This window comes from Paenibacillus sp. Root52 (assembly GCF_001426865.1).
In the GTDB taxonomy this organism is placed as follows: Bacteria; Bacillota; Bacilli; order Paenibacillales; family Paenibacillaceae; genus Paenibacillus.
Window position 1 is genome coordinate 271,174 of sequence record NZ_LMFO01000029.1, and the last position, 19,691, is coordinate 290,864.

General features: G+C 43.5%; 18 protein-coding genes. All 18 read left to right on the top strand.

The annotated features are described in order from the left end of the window. Positions 1-2 precede the first annotated feature (2 nt). The 18 genes from ASD24_RS22230 (at position 3) to rimP (ending at position 19,576) form a co-directional block, all read left to right on the top strand. A complete protein-coding gene (locus tag ASD24_RS22230) occupies positions 3-446 on the top strand; it encodes a hypothetical protein (RefSeq protein WP_056700631.1) in 444 nt (147 codons plus the stop codon). 15 nt (positions 447-461) lie between these two features. Next, positions 462-1,250 carry a FliA/WhiG family RNA polymerase sigma factor gene (locus ASD24_RS22235; protein WP_056700634.1) on the top strand — a complete coding sequence of 263 codons (789 nt, stop codon included), beginning with the start codon at positions 462-464 and terminating at the stop codon, positions 1,248-1,250. A gap of 58 nt (positions 1,251-1,308) precedes the next feature. Then, the gene (locus tag ASD24_RS22240; protein WP_056700635.1) at positions 1,309-2,718 is read left to right on the top strand and encodes a DUF342 domain-containing protein; all 1,410 of its coding nucleotides are present in this window, start codon (positions 1,309-1,311) and stop codon (positions 2,716-2,718) included. A 51-nt stretch (positions 2,719-2,769) separates the two neighbouring features. Beyond that, positions 2,770-3,084 (top strand): hypothetical protein, encoded by a 315-nt coding sequence (locus ASD24_RS22245; RefSeq protein ID WP_056700637.1) that lies wholly within the window; start codon positions 2,770-2,772, stop codon positions 3,082-3,084. A 122-nt stretch (positions 3,085-3,206) separates the two neighbouring features. Next, positions 3,207-3,779: a hypothetical protein gene (locus ASD24_RS22250; RefSeq protein WP_056700638.1), complete on the top strand. Its 573-nt coding sequence runs from the start codon at positions 3,207-3,209 to the stop codon at positions 3,777-3,779. 3 nt (positions 3,780-3,782) lie between these two features. Further along, positions 3,783-4,406: an endolytic transglycosylase MltG gene (locus tag ASD24_RS22255; RefSeq protein WP_056700639.1), complete on the top strand. Its 624-nt coding sequence runs from the start codon at positions 3,783-3,785 to the stop codon at positions 4,404-4,406. A 286-nt stretch (positions 4,407-4,692) separates the two neighbouring features. Further along, positions 4,693-5,391 carry a 30S ribosomal protein S2 gene (gene rpsB / locus ASD24_RS22260; RefSeq protein ID WP_024630243.1) on the top strand — a complete coding sequence of 233 codons (699 nt, stop codon included), beginning with the start codon at positions 4,693-4,695 and terminating at the stop codon, positions 5,389-5,391. Between the two features lie 114 nt (positions 5,392-5,505). Next, the gene (gene tsf / locus ASD24_RS22265) at positions 5,506-6,156 is read left to right on the top strand and encodes a translation elongation factor Ts (RefSeq protein ID WP_056700641.1); all 651 of its coding nucleotides are present in this window, start codon (positions 5,506-5,508) and stop codon (positions 6,154-6,156) included. A gap of 232 nt (positions 6,157-6,388) precedes the next feature. Then, positions 6,389-7,117 (top strand): UMP kinase, encoded by a 729-nt coding sequence (gene pyrH, locus ASD24_RS22270; RefSeq protein WP_056701161.1) that lies wholly within the window; start codon positions 6,389-6,391, stop codon positions 7,115-7,117. Further along, a complete protein-coding gene (frr, locus tag ASD24_RS22275; RefSeq protein ID WP_056700643.1) occupies positions 7,117-7,671 on the top strand; it encodes a ribosome recycling factor in 555 nt (184 codons plus the stop codon). Before pyrH ends, frr begins: the two co-directional genes overlap by 1 nt. 88 nt (positions 7,672-7,759) lie before the next feature. Next, entirely contained in the window at positions 7,760-8,527 is a 768-nt protein-coding gene (locus tag ASD24_RS22280) for an isoprenyl transferase (RefSeq protein WP_056700645.1), read from the top strand. 16 nt (positions 8,528-8,543) lie between these two features. Beyond that, positions 8,544-9,338: a phosphatidate cytidylyltransferase gene (locus ASD24_RS22285; protein ID WP_056700647.1), complete on the top strand. Its 795-nt coding sequence runs from the start codon at positions 8,544-8,546 to the stop codon at positions 9,336-9,338. 75 nt (positions 9,339-9,413) lie between these two features. Then, positions 9,414-10,559 (top strand): 1-deoxy-D-xylulose-5-phosphate reductoisomerase, encoded by a 1,146-nt coding sequence (locus ASD24_RS22290; protein WP_056700648.1) that lies wholly within the window; start codon positions 9,414-9,416, stop codon positions 10,557-10,559. Between the two features lie 771 nt (positions 10,560-11,330). Continuing rightward, on the top strand, positions 11,331-11,486 hold the full coding sequence (locus tag ASD24_RS30420; protein ID WP_162248967.1) for a lanthionine synthetase LanC family protein: 156 nt from the start codon (positions 11,331-11,333) through the stop codon (positions 11,484-11,486). A gap of 75 nt (positions 11,487-11,561) precedes the next feature. Then, positions 11,562-12,833: an RIP metalloprotease RseP gene (rseP, locus tag ASD24_RS22295; RefSeq protein WP_056701163.1), complete on the top strand. Its 1,272-nt coding sequence runs from the start codon at positions 11,562-11,564 to the stop codon at positions 12,831-12,833. A 61-nt stretch (positions 12,834-12,894) separates the two neighbouring features. After that, the gene (gene proS / locus ASD24_RS22300; protein WP_056700651.1) at positions 12,895-14,349 is read left to right on the top strand and encodes a proline--tRNA ligase; all 1,455 of its coding nucleotides are present in this window, start codon (positions 12,895-12,897) and stop codon (positions 14,347-14,349) included. Between the two features lie 193 nt (positions 14,350-14,542). Next, entirely contained in the window at positions 14,543-18,862 is a 4,320-nt protein-coding gene (locus ASD24_RS22305; RefSeq protein WP_056700652.1) for a PolC-type DNA polymerase III, read from the top strand. 252 nt (positions 18,863-19,114) lie between these two features. After that, entirely contained in the window at positions 19,115-19,576 is a 462-nt protein-coding gene (gene rimP, locus ASD24_RS22310) for a ribosome maturation factor RimP (protein ID WP_056700654.1), read from the top strand. Positions 19,577-19,691 lie beyond the last annotated feature (115 nt).

The window sequence follows — 19,691 nt, forward strand, 5'->3', positions numbered from 1 at the left end:
ATATGATAGGAAACTACCGCATTAATCTTGGAGCAGGCATAGTCGGATTTATTCTGACTTTTTTTGTAGCTTACAGCAGCAATGTGTTGATGACCAGTTTAATTCGCGGGTTAATCGGATTTGTAGCCTGGTTTGCCCTTGCTTATGCACTACGCTGGGGATTGGGATTGCTGCTGACTCCATCCTTAGATAGCAAGGGATTCGATTATGATCCCCTAAACGGTCAAGAATTAAGAGGTTCGCAGGTGGACATTAAACTCGAAGACGATGGTCAAGAGCTAAACGATTTGCTCAAAAACGGACAGAACGCCTCCTCCGGGGAAGATCTTCCGCCATCTGAGACGAAAGCTCCAACGGGTTTTGCCCCATTGGATCCGCCTAAACTCGTTCGGACCAAAGAGCCGGAAGAATTGGCGCAGGCCGTTCGTCACCTGACAGACAAATAAGGAGGGTGAAATCAATTGAACGAGCGTAAAGCTTCACATTTGAACCATGCAGATCTGTGGGAAAAGTGGAAGGAACATGGAGATCTTGAAGCCAAGAAAAACTTAATCGAGAAGTATCTTCATATTGTCAATTATGTATCTGGACGACTAGCAGTCGGATTGCCCAAAAACGTTCCCAAAGATGATTTGGAAAGCAATGGTGTTATGGGTTTAATAGATGCGTTGGAAAAGTTCGATTATGAACGAGGGCTTCAGTTTGAAACGTACGCTTCTTGGCGTGTTCGGGGTGCGATACTCGATGGACTAAGACAAGGGGACTGGGTCCCACGTTCCGTGAGGGAGAAAGCCAAACGTATCGAAGACGCGTATCAGCAACTGGAACAATCGTATCTAAGATCCGTAAGTGATGAAGAAATGAGTGCGTATCTGGATGTGTCTACAAAGGATTTCCAACACATGCTTCAGGAGGTTGCGGTGATGTCACTTTGCTCACTTGAAGACCCTATTCGAGAAGAAGAATCCGAGACACGTCTATCTTTAATGGTTGACGAAAAGGCGAAAAATCCTGATTATAAGGTCAATGAGTTTTATTTAAAAGAAGCCTTGGTTCAGGGTCTTGAGAAGCTGACTGTTAAAGAGCGCACCGTGGTTTCCCTTTTGTATTATGAAGATCTGTCTCTTAGCGAGATTGCCGAGGTTATGTCCTTGTCTCCATCACGAATTTCCCAGCTTCACTCTAAGGCAATTTTAAGACTTAGAGGAACGTTAGATAAACAGAAGGATCTATTACTACGTAAAGATTAATAGAGAGAGTTATGCTGGATTATAGGGAGTGGAAAGTCTAAAAGGAGGAAGAACTGCATTGACACAGCGAATTGCTTTGGAACAATGCTTGAGCATTATTTTATCGGAAGATAAAAGCACGGCCTACCTTGAAGTTTCCAAATTGGAAGAGGGCTTTACCTTCACTTTAGATGAACTCGAGCAATATATTGATAGTAAAGGGATCAAGTATGGTATTTTACGAGAGGCATTGCTTTCATTCGCAAGTCATCCGGAAACCTATCTCAATAATCAGTGTAAAATTGCCGAGGGCATTGCTGCTGTAGCGGGCGAAGATGGATACATCAAGGTACTCGTAGGCATGGACGATTCCAATGAGCGTCGACCACAGGAATCGGAAGATGGTACGGTGGATTACAAAGAAGTGACACGCCTTAATAATGTTCGAGCAGGTCAGATTATTGCAGAACGAATTCCTCCTATGGATGGCATAGTAGGTAGGGCAGTAACGGATGTTGAAATCCCTTTTCGCCCTGGTAAGGAAGCGCGTTTTAAAGTTGGGAAAAATGTAGTTGTTAATCCAGATGGAACCGCAATGTATGCTGCACTGGATGGGTTGGTTACCAAAACAGAAGGCAATAAACTAAATGTATTCCCCGTATATGAAATTAATGGTGATGTGGACTATAACATCGGAAACATTGATTTTGTCGGGACAGTGGTTATACGCGGTAATGTCCTAACCGGCTTTAAGGTGAAAGCTGCTGGTGATATCCGGGTTGTTGGTGGCGTCGAAGGTGCCGAGTTAGAAGCAGGCGGCTCGGTCGAAATCACGGGTGGGATAATCGGATATAACAAAGGGCTTGTACATGCTGGGCATAACGTTAAATGTAGTTTTATTCAAGAAGGCAACGTGGATGCCGGTGAAGATGTCCTCGTTTCACAAAGTATTATGCATTCTATTATTCGTGCAGGCAGAGAAGTAATCTGTGCTGGGACAAAAGGGCTTATTGTTGGTGGCTCTATTCAAGCTGGTGAAAAGGTATCAGCACGTATTGTGGGTAATAGCATGTCTACCGTTACTTCCATTGAAGTTGGTGTTCTGCCTAGACTACGTAATGAATTGAACGATCTCCGCAAAGTCATACGAGAACAGATGGATTCGTTGGATAAAACGAAGAAAGCTCTGACTCTATTGGACCAACTGGCAGCAGCAGGACAACTAAGTCCTGATAAAATGTCTATGCGAATTAAACTGACAGCCACACAGAAATCATCCATGCGTCTTAATGAAGAAACAAAGACACGAATCTTTGAAATCGAAAAGGCACTTGAGGATACGAGTAGGGCTCGTGTAGACATTCTCAAGATGATTTATGGTGGCTCTAAAATAGTTATCGGCAGATACACCAAATTTATTAAAGATCCAGTGAGTAGAATTTCATTTTATTATCATGATGGTGATATTTCGATGGTTCCTTACGTGTAAGTACAGCATTCAAGCAGATCAAGAATCCATTCGAAACCGTGAGGTGAGCGTATGAGTTTCAAAGCGGTTGAGTTGCAGATTGCCGTACCAAGGACGAGTGAGGCCGGTCGTTATCAAAATGAATATCAACAGCGGCCGGTCATCGACCAGAGTTTGCTCGCAGAACAAACAGCCAAGGAAGCTGAGGCGGCCAGGCATCGAAGTGAGGCGATGGATGAAACATCTAACGCTGCATTGCGTGATAATTATAGTCATGATTCAGAGCAGAAAAATGGTTCACAGGAACCAGAATCTTCTGAGAATCAAGAGAATGTTAAACCGGCTGAACACCCGTACAAAGGAAAACATATTGATTTTTCCTTATAACGTAGCTCAGGAGAAGAATCACCATAGTTTTGCTTTGGATAACGAAGTAAAACATGAGTGGAAACTTGCATAGAGAAGAAGTCTGGCGCATCGACTGCTGCATCAAAAGGAGAGAACCGAATTTGTCACCATGGATTATTATTGTCATATTAGGTGCCTGTGCAATTGCATATGCCTTGATTATGCCTAAGAAAGACAAGTCACAGGAGCACGGGAATCAACTGGTGCAGGAGATGGAATCCACGCTTGAACACTATATGACTGAGATGGAAAACGATAATGATGCCCTCATTCAGCGTGTTGCTGAAATGAAGGGGGAGGCTATAGCTGCAGATCAGCGTATGCAGTTGCAACTGGAAGAGATGCAACAACGTCTTGAGCAATTAGAACAGAGCAAAGCGGTTGAGCCGAACTCAGTCTCCCATCTGTCTACGGTACACAGTACCAATGGACTTCAGGCTCAAGGACTGGTAGAGAGCGTAAGAGTGGAGGCAGCTGAGTCGATTGCTGAACTGGAAAATCAGCCACACGACCAAGCAACGTCAACCGTTGGAGAGTCGATCAAAGTTCGGTACGCAGAACTCTTTAATTTGTATGCAGAGGGTAAGTCAATCGACGCAATTACGAAGCAAACAGGTATACAGCGTGGGGAAGTTCAATTAATACTTCAACTCGCAGAACGGGAGGAGAGCTAGAGGATGGATAAGCGCTCCTTATGGATCGGACTTGGAAGTGGCATGATTGTTGGAGCTGTTTTGCTGCAGCTTGCTACAGTAGGTCAAAATGCATTATCGGATAGCGCTTTGGATACCGATCAAGTCGTTGCAGATCTAACGAAAGAACAATTGGAAGTGGCTGCGAAAAACTTGGATATGAGACTCGTAGATTCGGATGAAGAGTTGTTCACGGAAACAGAATGGGCACAGAAGAAAACACAGGAGAGCAGTGAACTACAAGGTACTACAGCAGAGCCTCCCAAGGACACGGAGACTGTAGAGACGCCAAGCATACCTGCGAATCCTGAAAAGCCTGCATCTACTGACAAACAGACTCAGGTTAATCAGCCCAAATCAACAGAGCCCTCAACTCCGGTAACGCCAAAAGGCGCTACGGTATCGTTTAAAGTCCGTTCAGGTAACAGCTTGGCAATGGTAGCAGAGAATCTGGAGAAATCGGGCATCGTTGATGATGCAGAAGCATTCATTCAAGCAGGCCGTGCGGAACGAATTAACACGAAAATACAAGTTGGCACTTATGCGCTGGAAAAGGGCGAAAGCTTTAAGTCCATTATCGCCAAAATTACCAAAGAACCGTCACGCTGAGACCCTCAGGCAGGACGGTTCTTTATATTTTTAATTTGACTGCGATTCGTTGTTCCTATCTCTGCTTGTATCAAGGCTTGGGATAGTTCAGAATAATATGCTAAAAATATCGTATTTTGTTTGAAAGATAGTTGCAACGATTAGGCGATTGTGCTATATTAGATAACGGTGTTAAAACACACGCATGTGCTAATTTCGTTAAGGGTGCTTTCCTTATTGGAGAGTCTTGGCGAAAAATGATGCCGGCGGAGGACACAATAAAAACCATACTAGGAGGTGTGTGAAGATGGCAGTAATCTCCATGAAGCAGCTTCTCGAAGCTGGGGTACACTTCGGTCACCAAACACGTCGTTGGAACCCAAAAATGGATCGTTATATCTTCACTGAAAGAAACGGAATTTATATCATTGACTTGCAAAAGACAGTGAAAAAAGTCGAAGAGGCTTACAACTTTGTTAAAGGAATCGCAGGCGAGAATGGTACTATTCTTTTCGTTGGTACTAAAAAACAAGCTCAAGATTCTGTTAAAGAAGAAGCTGAACGCGCTGGTCAGTTCTACATTAACCAACGTTGGTTGGGTGGTACCCTGACTAACTTCTCAACTATTCAAAAACGTATTGATCGTTTGAAACAGTTGGAAGCTTGGGAAGAAGACGGTACTTTCGCTGTATTGCCTAAAAAAGAAGTTATCTTGCTTCGCAAAGAAAAAGATCGTCTTGAGAAATTCTTGGGCGGTATTAAAAATATGAAAGGCCTGCCAAGCGCCCTGTTCATCATCGATCCACGCAAAGAGCGTATCGCTGTTGCTGAAGCTCGCAAATTGGGTATCCCAATCGTTGGTATCGTTGATACTAACTGCGATCCAGACGAGATCGATTATGTTATCCCAGGTAATGACGACGCGATTCGCGCTGTTAAATTGCTGACAGGTAAAATGGCTGACGCTGTTATCGAAGCTAACCAAGGCGAAGAAACTTCCGCTTAATAGTTTCGAACATAATTCATGAATTAAATGAAAAGGGTGGTTGGTAGGTGGATAACCTCTCACTGCCCTTTTTTTAGAGTGTACGTACAATACTTAATCTGGAGGGAATTTATAATGGCAGTTAATGCGAGTGCAGTAAAAGAACTTCGCGAAAGAACGGGCGCTGGTATGCTCGATTGTAAAAAAGCACTGGAAGAAGCAAACGGTGATGTAACGAAAGCGGCTGAATTGTTGCGTGAAAAAGGTCTTTCTGCAGCAGCAAGCAAAGCAGGTCGTGCAGCTACTGAAGGCGCTGTAGAATCTTACATCCACGCTGGCGGACGTATCGGTGTCTTGGTTGAAGTTAACTGCGAAACTGACTTCGTTGGTAAAACAGATCAATTTAAGGATTTCGTTAGAGACGTAGCAATGCAAATCGCTGCAGCTAATCCTAAATATGTTACACGCGAAGAAGTTCCTACAGATGAGCTGGAAAAAGAAAAAGAAATCTTGAAAGCTCAAGCTCTTAACGAAGGTAAACCAGAAAAAATCATTGAAAAAATGGTTGAAGGCCGTATCGGTAAATACTACGAAGAATATTGCCTGATGGAACAAACTTTTGTTAAAGATCCAGACAAAACAATTTCCCAATTGTTGAATGAAAAAATCAGCCAAATTGGTGAAAACATCTCCATCCGTCGTTTCGTTCGTTACGAACTGGGTGAAGGTCTTGAGAAAAAAGTTGATAACTTCGTAGAAGAAGTTATGTCCCAAGTAAACAAATAAGACGGTTATTTAAACCGGCAAGCAGGATTGATTTTCGAAGATATAAGAATGATGAAACTTCGAAGCGCAAACTCCCTTATATCTCAGGAAAACAGTGCCTTACCGGTCGATCGTTTTTCCTAAAAGAGCGGAACACTACTGTGTTCCTTTCTTTTTAAGCAGGAGGCCGTGCGCGAGAAGTTTTGTTGGTTGAATGCCGCAGGGTGTTCAATTTAAAGTGGAGGGTGAACAATTGGAACAGCCAGTATTTAAACGTGTTGTCTTAAAAGTCAGCGGAGAGTCTCTCTCCGGTCAAAATGGCTATGGTATTGATGCAGAGACGATTTCGTCCATTGCGCAACAAGTAAAAGAAGTCGTTGAACTAGGTGTGCAGGTTGCTATTGTATGTGGCGGCGGAAACATCTGGCGCGGTATTGCTGGTAGTGAAAATGGCATCGATCGAGCAACTGCAGATTACATGGGTATGCTGGCGACTGTAATGAACTCGCTGGCACTGCAAGATGCATTGGAACAGATTGAAGTCCCAACACGGGTTCAAACATCTATTGCTATGCAACAAATTGCAGAGCCTTACATTCGTCGTAGAGCTATTCGTCATCTTGAGAAAGGCCGGGTCGTTATTTTTGCATCAGGTACAGGTAACCCGTTCTTCTCCACAGATACAACAGCAGCACTGCGCGCAGCGGAGATCGAAGCAGAAGTCATCTTGATGGCTAAGAATAAAGTGGATGGTGTTTATTCAGCCGATCCGTTTAAGGACAGCACAGCTGTGAAATTTGATCAGTTGACTTATATGGATATTCTCAACAAAGACCTTGGTGTAATGGATTCGACGGCATCCTCACTGTGTAAGGATAACAACATTCCGTTGATCGTCTTTGCTATTACAGAACAAGGTAACATCAAGCGTGTTGTTCTAGGTGAACGCATCGGAACAATCGTTAAAGGGAGTGTAGATTAATGCCACAAGCGGTTAAAAAACATGCCGAAGAACGTATGGAAAAAGCAATTCAAGCGTTACGACGTGATCTTGCCACTTTGCGTGCAGGGCGTGCTACTCCAGCTCTTCTGGATCGGGTTCAGGTAGAGTATTATGGTGCAATGACACCACTTAATCAGCTTGCTAATATCAGTACACCGGATACACGTACACTGATGATCCAACCATGGGATAAGTCATCCATGAGTGATATCGAGCGTGCGATCATGAAGTCGGATCTTGGACTTACACCAGCAAACGACGGCAACATGATTCGTCTGTCTATTCCGCCACTTACGGAAGAGCGCAGAGCAGAGCTTGTGAAGCTGACTAAAAAGTTTGGTGAAGAGGGCAAAGTGGCGATTCGTAACATCCGCCGTGATGCTAACGATGATATCAAAAAAATGGAGAAGTCAGATATTTCTGAGGACGAGTCCCGGAGACATCAAGACGATATTCAAAAATCGACAGATAAATTTATTGCTGAAGTCGATAAGGTACTCGCTGCCAAAGAAAAAGAAATCATGGAAGTGTAAGACAAGCGCAGCCCCTCCGATCCGGTGGGGTTTTGTCTCTTTTTTAAGCTTCAGGTGAAGAAACTTCAGGGATTTTGGAGGAACAGGAATGATCAAACGGGTTCGGTCGTGGTGGAATGGGGCTGAAAAGCAGGAAACGCTGACTATATCCGAGGATAATATCCCGCAGCATGTAGCTATTATTATGGACGGAAATGGACGATGGGCCAAACGTCTCGGCCTTCCGCGCATAGCTGGGCATCAGAATGGGATGAAGGCAGTCAAACGTGCGACCATCGCGGCGGATGAACTGGGCATCAAATATCTGACGATGTATGCTTTTTCGACAGAAAACTGGACGCGTCCAAAAGAAGAAGTGGATTTTCTGATGCGACTTCCGCAAGAGTTTTTGGCGATTGAGCTGGATGAGCTTATCGAAAAGAACGTGCAGATTCGGATGATGGGTCAGGAGGAACATTTACCTTCTCATACCATTAATGCTTTACGTGAAGCTATACGTCTTACAGAACATAACACGGGCCTTGTGCTAAACTTTGCAATGAATTATGGAAGCCGCAGGGAAATGACAGACTGTGTTAAAAAAATAGCTCTACAGGTTCAGTCGGGGGAACTGTCTGCAGAGGAGATTACACCGGAGCTCATTGACAGACATATGTTAACGAGTGATATGCCTGACCCGGATCTGTTGATTCGAACAAGCGGAGAGCTCAGACTCAGCAATTTCATGCTCTGGCAACTTGCTTATAGCGAACTATGGTTTACGGATATATACTGGCCCGAATTTGGCAAGCAGCATTTGATTGAAGCAGTAGCCGAATATCAGCGCAGAACAAGGCGTTACGGCGGTTTGAAATAGATGGAGGATGAAGCCGTTGAAACAGCGATTAACGACAGGAATAATAGCAGGTGTTTTGTTTTTGGGTTTTTGCTTGCTAGGCGGACCCTGGTATCATGGCTTGGTATTAGTGATGGCTCTCATCGGTTACTATGAATTTGTGAAAATGACGGGAGTACAGCCTTTTTCAGGTGTAGCTCTAATTGGATACGTAGGCGTTTTTTCGCTTGTATTTCCTTGGGAAATGGTATGGGAAGCCAGACCGCTGACTCTATTTCAGATCGGCTGGCTCGTGATGTTGGTATTCATGGCGGCATCGGTCATTACTAAAAATAAGATTCCGGTTAATACCGTTGCGATGCTCTTTCTTGGTGTGTTGTACATTGGTATTGGCTTTTATTACATTGCGGAGTCAAGACATCTTCAACATGGGTTGTTTTGGACTTTTCTACTGCTGGGCTCTATTTGGGCAAGCGACGCAGGAGCCTATTTTGTCGGAAAGCTGATTGGCAAAAACAAATTGTGGCCTTCAATTAGTCCTAACAAAACGGTGGAGGGTGCACTAGGTGGTATCATCATTGCCATTATAACCTCGCTCGTTTTTGCAGGAGTATCCGACGGTATGCTTACCTGGCCAAGAGCGATATTAATTGGAGTCGCTTGTGCTGTAGTAGGTCAGATGGGAGATCTCATTCAATCTGCGTACAAACGGGTTTATAATATTAAGGATTCCGGTACGTTGCTACCGGGGCATGGTGGCATTTTGGATCGGTGCGACAGTTGGATCGTCGTTTTTCCGTTCATACATATACTGATGCTACTGCCCTATTAATTTTGCAAACAAGACAGGTGTAATGAGTCGTCATTTCACTACACGTGCATTGGATAAATGAAGATGAGGTGCAGCATGAAGAAAATTGCGATTCTTGGGTCAACGGGCTCAATTGGAACTCAGACACTTGATGTAGTAGATATGCATCCTGAGTTATTTCAAGTGGAAGGGCTTGCTGCAGGTGGGAATGCGGAGCTGCTCATTGAGCAAACGAAGCGTTACAAACCGAAGAAAGTTTCTGTTGGCTCCAAAGAACTGGCAGACTATATTGCACCCCTAATTCCTGCAGGAACGCAGGTTTTTCACGGTAAAGAAGGATTAGTCGAAATTGCTGCAGCTACAGAAGCGGACACAGTTGTAACAGCAGTAGTGGGAAGTCTGGGACTGGAGTCTACTTTAGCTGCCATTGAAGCTGGAAAACAGATTGGTTTAGCGAACAAAGAGACCTTAGTTACAGCAGGCCATATCGTTACGTCAAAAGCAGCGGCAAAGGGAGTTTCGCTCTTGCCCGTGGATAGTGAACACTCTGCTATCTTCCAATGTTTGAATGGAGAGAAACGGGAGCAATTGCTGGGGATTACACTTACCGCTTCCGGAGGGTCTTTCCGCGATTTAACGCGTGAACAACTCAAAGAGGTTACTGTAGAGGATGCCCTGAAACACCCGAATTGGTCGATGGGTTCCAAAATTACGATTGATTCCGCAACAATGGTGAATAAAGGACTGGAAGTTATTGAAGCACATTGGTTATTTGGACTTCCATACGACCAGATTAATGTAGTGCTCCACCCTGAGAGCATTATCCACTCATTTGTTGAGTTTGAGGATACTAGCATAATTGCTCAGTTAGGTAATCCAGATATGCGTGTGCCAATCCAATATGCGTTAACTTATCCTGATCGCTTACCATCGCAGGCGACACGTCTATCCTTAGCTCAAGTGGGGAAGTTGAATTTTCGTGAGATGGATATGGAGCGCTTCCCTTGTTTAAGAATGGCATACGAATCTGGTAAACTTGGAGGAACTGCACCAACTGCTTTCAATGCGGCCAATGAAATTGCTGTAGCGAGATTTCTAAAAGGCGAGATCTCCTTTTTACAAATAGAGTATACGATTGAGAAGATCCTGGAAAAGCATAGTAACATTCAAAATCCAAGTTTGGAAGAAATTCTGGATGCTGATGAAACTTCTCGTAAGCTAGCCAATGAGTTGCGTTTCTAAACACTTTATAGTTGTACAACTCTTTTGTTAGTATGTTCTTTCATGCAAAACGATAGGCTGTGTCGGATGATAGACTGAGAGACTATAGCTTAAGAAAATAGCAACCGAAAGAAGGTCACTTTTTAAGATCAATAGCTGATCTAAAGGGGTGACCTTTTTATGTCAAATTTAATTAAATTAGTGTTTGGTTCAATCAATTTAAATAAAGATGTATTGAAGCATCATTGGTATGAAGAGTTAAATTCAAAATTGCTATACATGAGCATCCAAATATTAATTATGAGTTGTACATTTCAAAGTTAACCGGCTTGCCCAACGTCGAGAACTCTGAAAATCGCTATCATGATCATTATGCTGTATTATTATAGAATAGAGCATATGTCGATCCGATTTAGTCATGCACCTTATGTAAGCTCAATTAATGATCGACAAAATGAAGAAATTCATCGAATATCATACAGAAATCCTAATTCACATGCCCAAGAAAATAGATACCTTATAAAAGGAACGAGCATAGAGTCGCGTGTACTGAGAGGATTTTTACAAGTGTTGGCGAATCTCATTCTAAAGGTCGTACTGTATGCGTACTCTATTTAGGTGGTGGACAAAGGATTAGTCCAATAAGCGTGCACAACCAAGGAAGAGATCCAAAGACTACCATTGCCGTGATAAACGGATTAAATAGATGAAGGGGATTGAATCGATCTATCGTTGTCATGGGTCACCAAGGGATCGAGATTTTCACTACAAGAACTTGGCGTTGAAATATGCTTGAAGTATAATAGTATTTCGGCGAGAGACTTCCAATTAGGGCTGATGACGGGAGTGGCAGGCTTAGGTTATGGACTATTACGACTGAATAATCCTGAAATTCCTTCTGTTCTATCATTGGAGATTCCAGTACTTGGTGCGTTTACTGGGGCTTAAAAAACTTCTTGGTATTTAATTAAGAATAATGTTATTCTAGAGCATGCATAATAAGTTAAGGAGGTGTAGTGTTTGTTGGAGACTCTTAAAATCGCGTTCTATATATTCATGATGTTCTTTGTTATTGTAGCCATTCATGAATGGGGCCACTATTATTTTGCAAAGCGCGCTGGTATTTTGGTTCGTGAATTTGCAATTGGATTTGGTCCTAAAATGTTTTCATATAAGAAGGGTGAAACTCAGTTCACGTTCCGTCTGCTTCCTTTTGGTGGGTATGCAAGAATGGCAGGTGAAGATCCGGATACTACGGGGATTGATGTAGGACAAACGATATGTGTTAGAATTAAGGACGATAAGGTTGAGAAAATCTTCACGAGCAATCTTGAAAAGTACAAGAATGTAATCAAAGGTGAAGTTCTGCAAATAGACCTGGAAACAGCTCTTAAAATTGAACTTGATGTTGACGGCGAGCGCATGAACTATGATGTTCATCCTCAGGCTGTTATTGTAAACAAAAATGCTAGCATGCAAATCGCTCCTAAAGATCGTTGGTTTAGCAGTAAAACCGTTGGACAGCGCTCCTTAGCTATTTTTGCCGGCCCGATGATGAACTTTATTCTAGCATTTGTGTTGTTTGCAATATTTGTTCAAGTAAGTGGTGTTCCTGTCGAGAATCCCTCCTACATAAAAATAGCTGATGTTTCAGCAAACACGCCTGCGGAGAAGGCTGGATTCAAAGAGGGAGATATCATTAAGAGTATTAATGGTACGTCTGTTGGAATTGACCAACAACAAGTCATTGCTTCCATCTCTGAGTCGAAAGATAAGGCTATGAACTGGACAGTGATTCGGGATGGGAAGGAACTTGACGTTTCGGTTACTCCGACTTCATTGCCTGGCCAGGAAGGTGGTAAAGTAGGGATCTCACTAGGGTTTCCTACGAGACAAGCTGGTTTTGTAGAAACCTTCACGTTATCTGGTAAGTATACGATTGAAACATCCAAATTAATTTTCAAAGGCCTTCAACAGCTCATACAAAACTTCGCTCTTGATGATATTGGTGGCCCAGTCAGAACCATCGAGTTAACGGGGGAGATCGCCAAATCCGGGTTGGATCGTTTATTATACTGGAGTGCAATGATCAGTATTAATCTAGGGATTTTCAACTTGTTGCCAATTCCAGCATTGGATGGCAGCCGCCTTGTGTTTTTGGGAATTGAAGCTCTGCGAGGCAGACCGGTTGACCCGAATCGAGAAGGCATGGTTCACTTTATTGGGTTTGCGATGTTGTTTGTACTGATGCTGGCTGTAACATATAATGATATACTACGTTTAATTAACGGATAATATGGTTTGACTATCTTCTGGTAAGTCGAAGGTAGTCGTAATGGGAGGACGCTGGAGTCTTATGTCAAAGGAAAATGAAAAACAGTTTGTAACTGAAATTACACCACAGAGTGAAGATTTCTCTCGTTGGTACATTGATGTAATCAAAAAAGCAGATCTGATGGATTACTCTCCAGTTCGCGGATGTATTGTTTTTAAACCTGATGGATTTGAAATTTGGGAACATATTAAGGATGAGCTGGATCGTCGTTTCCGTGAAACGGGTCACCGGAATGCATACTTCCCAATGTTTATTCCAGAGAGCTTTTTCCAGAAGGAAAAAGAGCACGTAGAGGGCTTTAACCCTGAATTGCCGTGGGTTACCGAGGCTGGTGGAGAGAAGTTGGAAGAGCGTCTTGCAATCCGCCCTACATCTGAGACAATTATTGGTCACATGTACTCCAAGTGGATTCAATCATATCGTGACTTGCCAGTTCTGATTAACCAGTGGGCTAACGTTGTGCGTTGGGAGAAAAGAACGTTGCCTTTCCTTCGGACAAGCGAGTTCTTGTGGCAAGAAGGACATACTGCACATGAGACGGAAGAAGAAGCGCGCGAGGAAACGATGAAAATGCTTGAGATTTATCGTGAAGTGGTTGAAGAATACCTTGCGATTCCGGTCATAACAGGACAGAAAACAAAATCGGAGAAGTTTGCCGGTGCGGTAGACACCTTCTCAATTGAAGCAATGATGAAAGATGGACGTGCAGTGCAAGCAGGTACATCTCACTATATGGGAACGAATTTTGCAAAAGCTTTTGAAATCCAATATCTTAGCCGCAACAATGAGTTGGAGCTTGCTTACACGACGTCTTGGGGGGTAAGTACTCGTCTCATTGGTGCACTGATTATGGTGCATGGTGATGACCGTGGTCTGGTGCTGCCGCCTAAAGTAGCGCCTACTCAAGTGGTTATGATTCCGATTGGACCGCCAAAAACTCGTGATGCTGTTGTGGGCCGTGCGGATGAATTATTTGCGGAGTTGAAACAAGCTGGGGTTCGTGTCAAAATGGATGACCGTAGCGATGTACGTCCTGGTTGGAAGTTTAACGAGTATGAGATGCGCGGTGTGCCGATTCGTCTTGAAATCGGGCCACGCGATATGGAAAACGGTGTTTGTGTTCTTGTATCTCGGATTACAGGTGAGAAGAAAGTTGTGGAGCAGGCTAACCTGGTTGAAGAAATTCAAACGATGCTGGCACAAGTTCAGTCCGATATGTTGGAGCGTGCACGTACATTTATGTCGGACAACTTCTATTCTGTAGATACATTGGATGAGATGAAAGAGTTAATGGAAAATAAACGTGGTTTCACGCTAGCAGGATGGTGCGGCTCAGAAGCGTGCGAAGATAAAGTAAGAGAAGTAACGGGCGCTACAAGCCGGAACATCCCGTTCCAGCCTGCGGAAGAAAAACATACGTGCCTGGCTTGTGGAGAAAAAGCACAACATACCGTAGTATTTGCAAGAGCCTACTAAGTAACACAGGCTTCGTTATATTGCATTGAAATTATGTAATCATAATTTCTTTCGATCTAGCAAAAGGATGTTTGCTGGTTAAGGTAGGAATGAAAAGCTTCTGTCGGATAAAATGAGTCGGTGCCGTTCGGATCGGGGACATTTTTGATTACAGAGGCTTTTCATGCTTTGAAGGGCAACGAGGAGGAACATTATGAGTGGATTCGAGGAGAAGAGAAAAAGATTTGAATTATTGATGAAACAGACGGATCTTCCAGCGGGGCTCGTTGAGCCATATTTTATGGATGGTTGGATTGAACAGGTGGAAACAAGCCGTAGTAATCGAGACTGGACTATTTTAATTGCTAAGGATACCTTGGTGCCTGCTCCGATCTACCGCACATTCTGCCTGCATATTCAGGAGAAAATGAACCATATTGCCAAAATTTCATTTGTCTTTAAATATAGTGATGCTGTCTTGTCTACAGATATTGTAAGTGAGTACTGGAATTTGTTCCATGAATGGGTTGCTCGTGAAATCCCATCGGTTAATGGCTGGTTGCGCCGCACCAAATTTGAATGTGAAGCGGACTTACTGCAATTAACTATGAGTGATGCAACATCGATGGAGCTTGCAAAGAAGAAGCAAATTGATCAGGCGATTACACGTTTTTATGAGACGTATTTCCATACATCTCTGAAAGTTAAAATGCAAGTGGGTCAGATGGAAAGCAACAAAGAGGCATTAGAGCAGTTCCAGCTTAAAAAACAGGAAGAAGAGCGTCAGGTCATTGAGAAGATGATGAGTGAGGTAGAGCCTGAGATGCCTGAAGAAGAAGAGCAAGGGGATGTCCGTCTGCAGATGGGATATGACATTAAGGAACCCGCTGTTCCGATGCAGGAAATTCAAGATGAAGAGAAGAAGGTCACCTTGCAAGGGACGATTTTTGGACTGGATCGTAAGGAATTGCGTAATGGTAACACGTTGTTTACCTTCTATCTTACAGACTTTACGGATTCCATGCAGATGAAAATGTTTGCGAAAACAAAAGAAGATGTCCGAATTCTTAGTTTGCTAGCGAATGGGAAATGGGTGAAAGTGCGTGGTCGTGTTGAATATGACCGCTTCATGCAGATCCCTGAACTTGCTATGATTCCTTCAGACTTGGTTGAAGTAAAGGCACCGCCATCTCGCAAGGATAAAGCTACCGAGAAACGGGTGGAATTCCATTTGCACTCTACCATGAGTACGATGGATGCAGTGACCTCTATTGATAAGTATGTAAAAACTGCAGCAGAGTGGGGACATAAAGCCATTGCTGTGAGTGATCATGGTGGTGTTCAAGTATACCCGGAGGCAGCAAAAGCAGCTAAGAAAAACGGGATTAAGATGATCTATGGGCTAGAAGCCAACGTGGTGAATGATTCCGTGGCCGTCGTTTTGAATCCTCAGCCATTGGATCTCAAAGCCACAACGTATATCGTTTTTGATATTGAGACCACCGGTCTGTCTGTAACGCAGAATAAAATCATCGAGATTGCAGCAGTAAAGATAGAGGATGGCAAAGAGATTGATCGTTTTGCTACGTTTGTGAACCCACACGAACGAATTCCATATAACATTCAGCAATTGACCAACATCAATGATGATATGGTGAAAGACGCTCCAGAACTTGAACCTGTCATTCAAGACTTTGTGAAATTTGCAGGGGATGGCGTGTTGGTCGCTCATAACGCACGTTTTGATATGGGCTTCATTCAAGCTTCGTTAAAACAATTAGGTATGCCTGAGTTAACGAATCCTGTGCTTGATACGCTGGAACTAGCAAGATTGCTCTACCCAAAAATGAAAAACCATCGTCTTAATACACTCGCAGACAAATATAAAGTGGCTCTAGAGAGCCATCACCGAGCGATTGACGATACGATTGCGCTCGCAGGTATTCTCAATGGGTTGGTACATGATGCAGCTCAGCTAAAAGGGCTAACGATGCTTGATCGTCTGAATGATTATGTTGGTGTCGATCTATCGAATACGCGTCCATTCCATTGCGGAATCTATGCACTGAATGATATTGGTAAGAAAAATCTCTATAAATTGGTTTCTCTTTCACATACGGAGCATTTTAAACGAGTGCCCTGCATTCCTAAATCGAAACTAGTCAATTTACGTGAAGGTCTGATTATCTTGTCTGGCTGTGAAAAAGGTGAGTTCTTCGAAGCGGTGCTGAATAAATCGCTCGAAGAAGCTGAGGAGATTGCAGAGTTTTATGACATTCTCGAGATTCAACCACTGACGATGTATATGCATTTGGTTGATAAAGGGCTGGTTGCGACCCCAGAAGAGATCAAAACAGCGATACAGAAAGTCATTAATATTGGTGCGAAACTGGAGAAACCGGTTGTAGCGACGGGCAATGTTCACTATTTGGAACCACGCGACAAGCTATATCGGGATATTACAATTCACGGTATTACAGGTTTTAGCCCGTTGAAAGATCAGCGGAAGCCCGATGCCCATCTGAGAACAACGGATGAAATGCTGGAAGAGTTCCAATTCTTAGGTCAAGATAAGGCGTACGAGGTTGTTGTGACCAATACCATTGAACTTGCTGACCGGTTTGAGGAGATCAAGTTGTTCCCGGATAAGCTGTTTACTCCAATTCTGGAAGGTGCAGACGAAGAAATTCGTAACACCTGCTATAATACGGCCAAGTCAATCTATGGAGAGGATCTACCAGAGGTCATTATCGCACGATTGGAAAAAGAACTGATTCCGATTATTAAATACGGTTTTTCTGCCAACTACCTCATATCCGAACGGCTGGTTAAAAAGTCGAACCAAGATGGTTATCTTGTAGGATCTCGGGGCTCGGTCGGTTCATCGGTTGTTGCTACGTTTCTTGGCATCTCTGAGGTTAATCCATTACCTGCGCACTATATCTGTGTTAATTCCGAATGTAAACATAGTGAATGGTTCCTTGACGGTAGTGTTCGGAGCGGGTTTGACCTTCCTGCGAAGGAGTGTCCGGATTGTGGAAACACCCTGAAGGGTGAAGGTCAAGATATCCCGTTTGAGACTTTCCTTGGATTTAAAGGGGATAAGGTTCCCGATATCGATTTGAACTTCTCAGGTGATTACCAGCCTCATGCCCATAACTATACCAAGGTACTATTTAGTGAGAAGAGTGTATTCCGTGCCGGAACCATCGGTACCGTAGCTGAGAAAACTGCATTTGGATTTGCCAAGAAATACGAGGAAGAGCATCATAAAAAGTGGCGCGGAGCCGAACTGAATCGGTTAGCTTCAGGATGTACGGGCGTAAAACGGAGTACTGGACAGCATCCCGGCGGGATCGTCGTCGTACCAGATTACATTGAAGTAGAAGATGTAACCCCAGTACAATACCCGGCAGATGATGTTACCGCAGAGTGGAAAACGACGCACTTTGACTATCATGCTTTTGAAGAAAATCTGTTGAAACTCGATATCTTAGGACACGATGATCCGACAATGATGCGGATGCTGCAGGATTTGACAGGAATCGATCCAACGACAATTCCTATGAATGATCCGAAAGTCATGAGTATGTTCAACTCTACAGAAGCTCTTGGTGTAACGCCTGAACTGATTCGTTCTCCTGTTGCCACATTTGGAGTACCGGAGATGGGAACAAAATTTGTGCGTCAGATGTTAATTGAATCCCAGCCAACGTCGTTTGCCGATTTACTGCAGATTTCTGGTCTGTCTCACGGAACAGGAGTGTGGTTAGGTAACGCACAGGATCTGATCAAAAACGGAACATGTAACATCAAAACCGTAATTGGTTGTCGGGATGATATCATGCTATTCCTTATTTATAAAGCTGGAATGGATGCAAGTTTGGCATTTAAAATTACGGAAAGTGTACGTAAGGGTAGAGGTTTGCCACAAGAATGGATTGATGAGATGAAAAATTGCAAAGTACCGCAATGGTATATTGATTCTTGTCTTAAGATCCAGTACATGTTCCCTAAAGCCCACGCGGCTGCTTATGTTATTTCCGCAGTTCGTACTGCGTTCTTCAAGCTTTATCACCCAATCGAATATTATGCAACATACTTCACAGTACGTGCAGATGAGTTTGACATTGGACTAGTATGTCAGGGGTATGAAGCGATCTATAAGAAGATCGTAGAAATCGAACAATTAGGCTTCCAAGCACCACCAAAAGAAAAAAACATGCTACCAATCCTCGAAATGGCGCTGGAGATGACGGCTCGTGGATTCTCTCTGAAGCCGATCGACCTTTATCGTTCTGAAGCAACTAAGTTTATCGTAGATGGAACCTCATTGGTTCCTCCATTTTCCGCTTTGGCTGGAATTGGTGACAATGCTGCGCGTAATATCGCAGGTGCCAGAGAACATGGTGAGTTCCTGTCGATTGAGGACTTCCAGCAGAAGTCTAAGGCGTCTAAAACGATTGTAGAGCTACTGTCGAATATGGGGTGTTTCCGGGGGCTTCCCGAGAGTAATCAACTATCTCTTTTCTAATGTAACTCTTACTGGGAAAGCATGGTTGAAGTCAACTCGTAATTTTTTCTTCATTAGTGTGTAAATTGCCTTAAAGATCGCTTACTTGTCACTATTACCAGACTATGTTATAATTTCTGAAGTGAACGAGATAGTACGAATTTCTGAAGAGTGGGGAAACCCACTCTTTAGTCTTTGGTATACAAGAATCTTGGGTATTTAATCATCTGCCAGCGATGATGCTGGTTTAACCTAAGTTGGAGGTTATCGGTTTTGAGCACAACGAACATTAAAGATACCGTGGAAGAAATGATCCAACCCTACTTGAATGAACAAGGCTTCGAGCTGGTTGACATCGAATACGTCAAAGAAGGCAGCAACTGGTTTTTACGGGTGTATGTCGACAAAGAAGGTGGCATCGACATCGACGATTGCGTCTTGATCAGCGAAAAGTTGAGCGCCAAGCTGGATGAGAACGATCCGATTCCTACCGTCTATTTCCTTGAAGTGTCTTCTCCCGGTGCGGAACGTCCACTGAAAAAAGCAGAGGATGTTGCCAAATCCGTAGGCAAAAATGTGTTTGTAACAACCTACGAGCCGGTGAATGGATTGAAGGAATTTGAAGGTAAGTTACTTTCCTTTGATGACGGAACACTCGTGATCGAAGCAGGCAAGAAACAGCATACCGTTTCTTATGAAAAGGTTGCCAGTGCGCGCCTAGCTATTTTGTTTTAAGTGCCTTGTTCACTTTATTAATGAAAAAGACACATCTCACGATAACGGCAAGGTGCTCAGGAGTTCAGAGCCTTTCGCCGTTTTACGTATGAGATGCCATGTTTGAAAGGGGGAT

Bases quoted from the DNA above. Each gene is read 5' to 3' on its own strand.
- ASD24_RS22230 (WP_056700631.1), top strand. From the start codon at position 3: ATGATAGGAAACTACCGCATTAATCTTGGAGCAGGCATAGTCGGATTT.
- ASD24_RS22245 (WP_056700637.1), top strand. From the start codon at position 2,770: ATGAGTTTCAAAGCGGTTGAGTTGCAGATTGCCGTACCAAGGACGAGT.
- ASD24_RS22255 (WP_056700639.1), top strand. From the start codon at position 3,783: ATGGATAAGCGCTCCTTATGGATCGGACTTGGAAGTGGCATGATTGTT.
- rpsB (WP_024630243.1), top strand. From the start codon at position 4,693: ATGGCAGTAATCTCCATGAAGCAGCTTCTCGAAGCTGGGGTACACTTC.
- tsf (WP_056700641.1), top strand. From the start codon at position 5,506: ATGGCAGTTAATGCGAGTGCAGTAAAAGAACTTCGCGAAAGAACGGGC.
- frr (WP_056700643.1), top strand. From the start codon at position 7,117: ATGCCACAAGCGGTTAAAAAACATGCCGAAGAACGTATGGAAAAAGCA.
- ASD24_RS22280 (WP_056700645.1), top strand. From the start codon at position 7,760: ATGATCAAACGGGTTCGGTCGTGGTGGAATGGGGCTGAAAAGCAGGAA.
- ASD24_RS22290 (WP_056700648.1), top strand. From the start codon at position 9,414: ATGAAGAAAATTGCGATTCTTGGGTCAACGGGCTCAATTGGAACTCAG.
- proS (WP_056700651.1), top strand. From the start codon at position 12,895: ATGTCAAAGGAAAATGAAAAACAGTTTGTAACTGAAATTACACCACAG.
- ASD24_RS22305 (WP_056700652.1), top strand. From the start codon at position 14,543: ATGAGTGGATTCGAGGAGAAGAGAAAAAGATTTGAATTATTGATGAAA.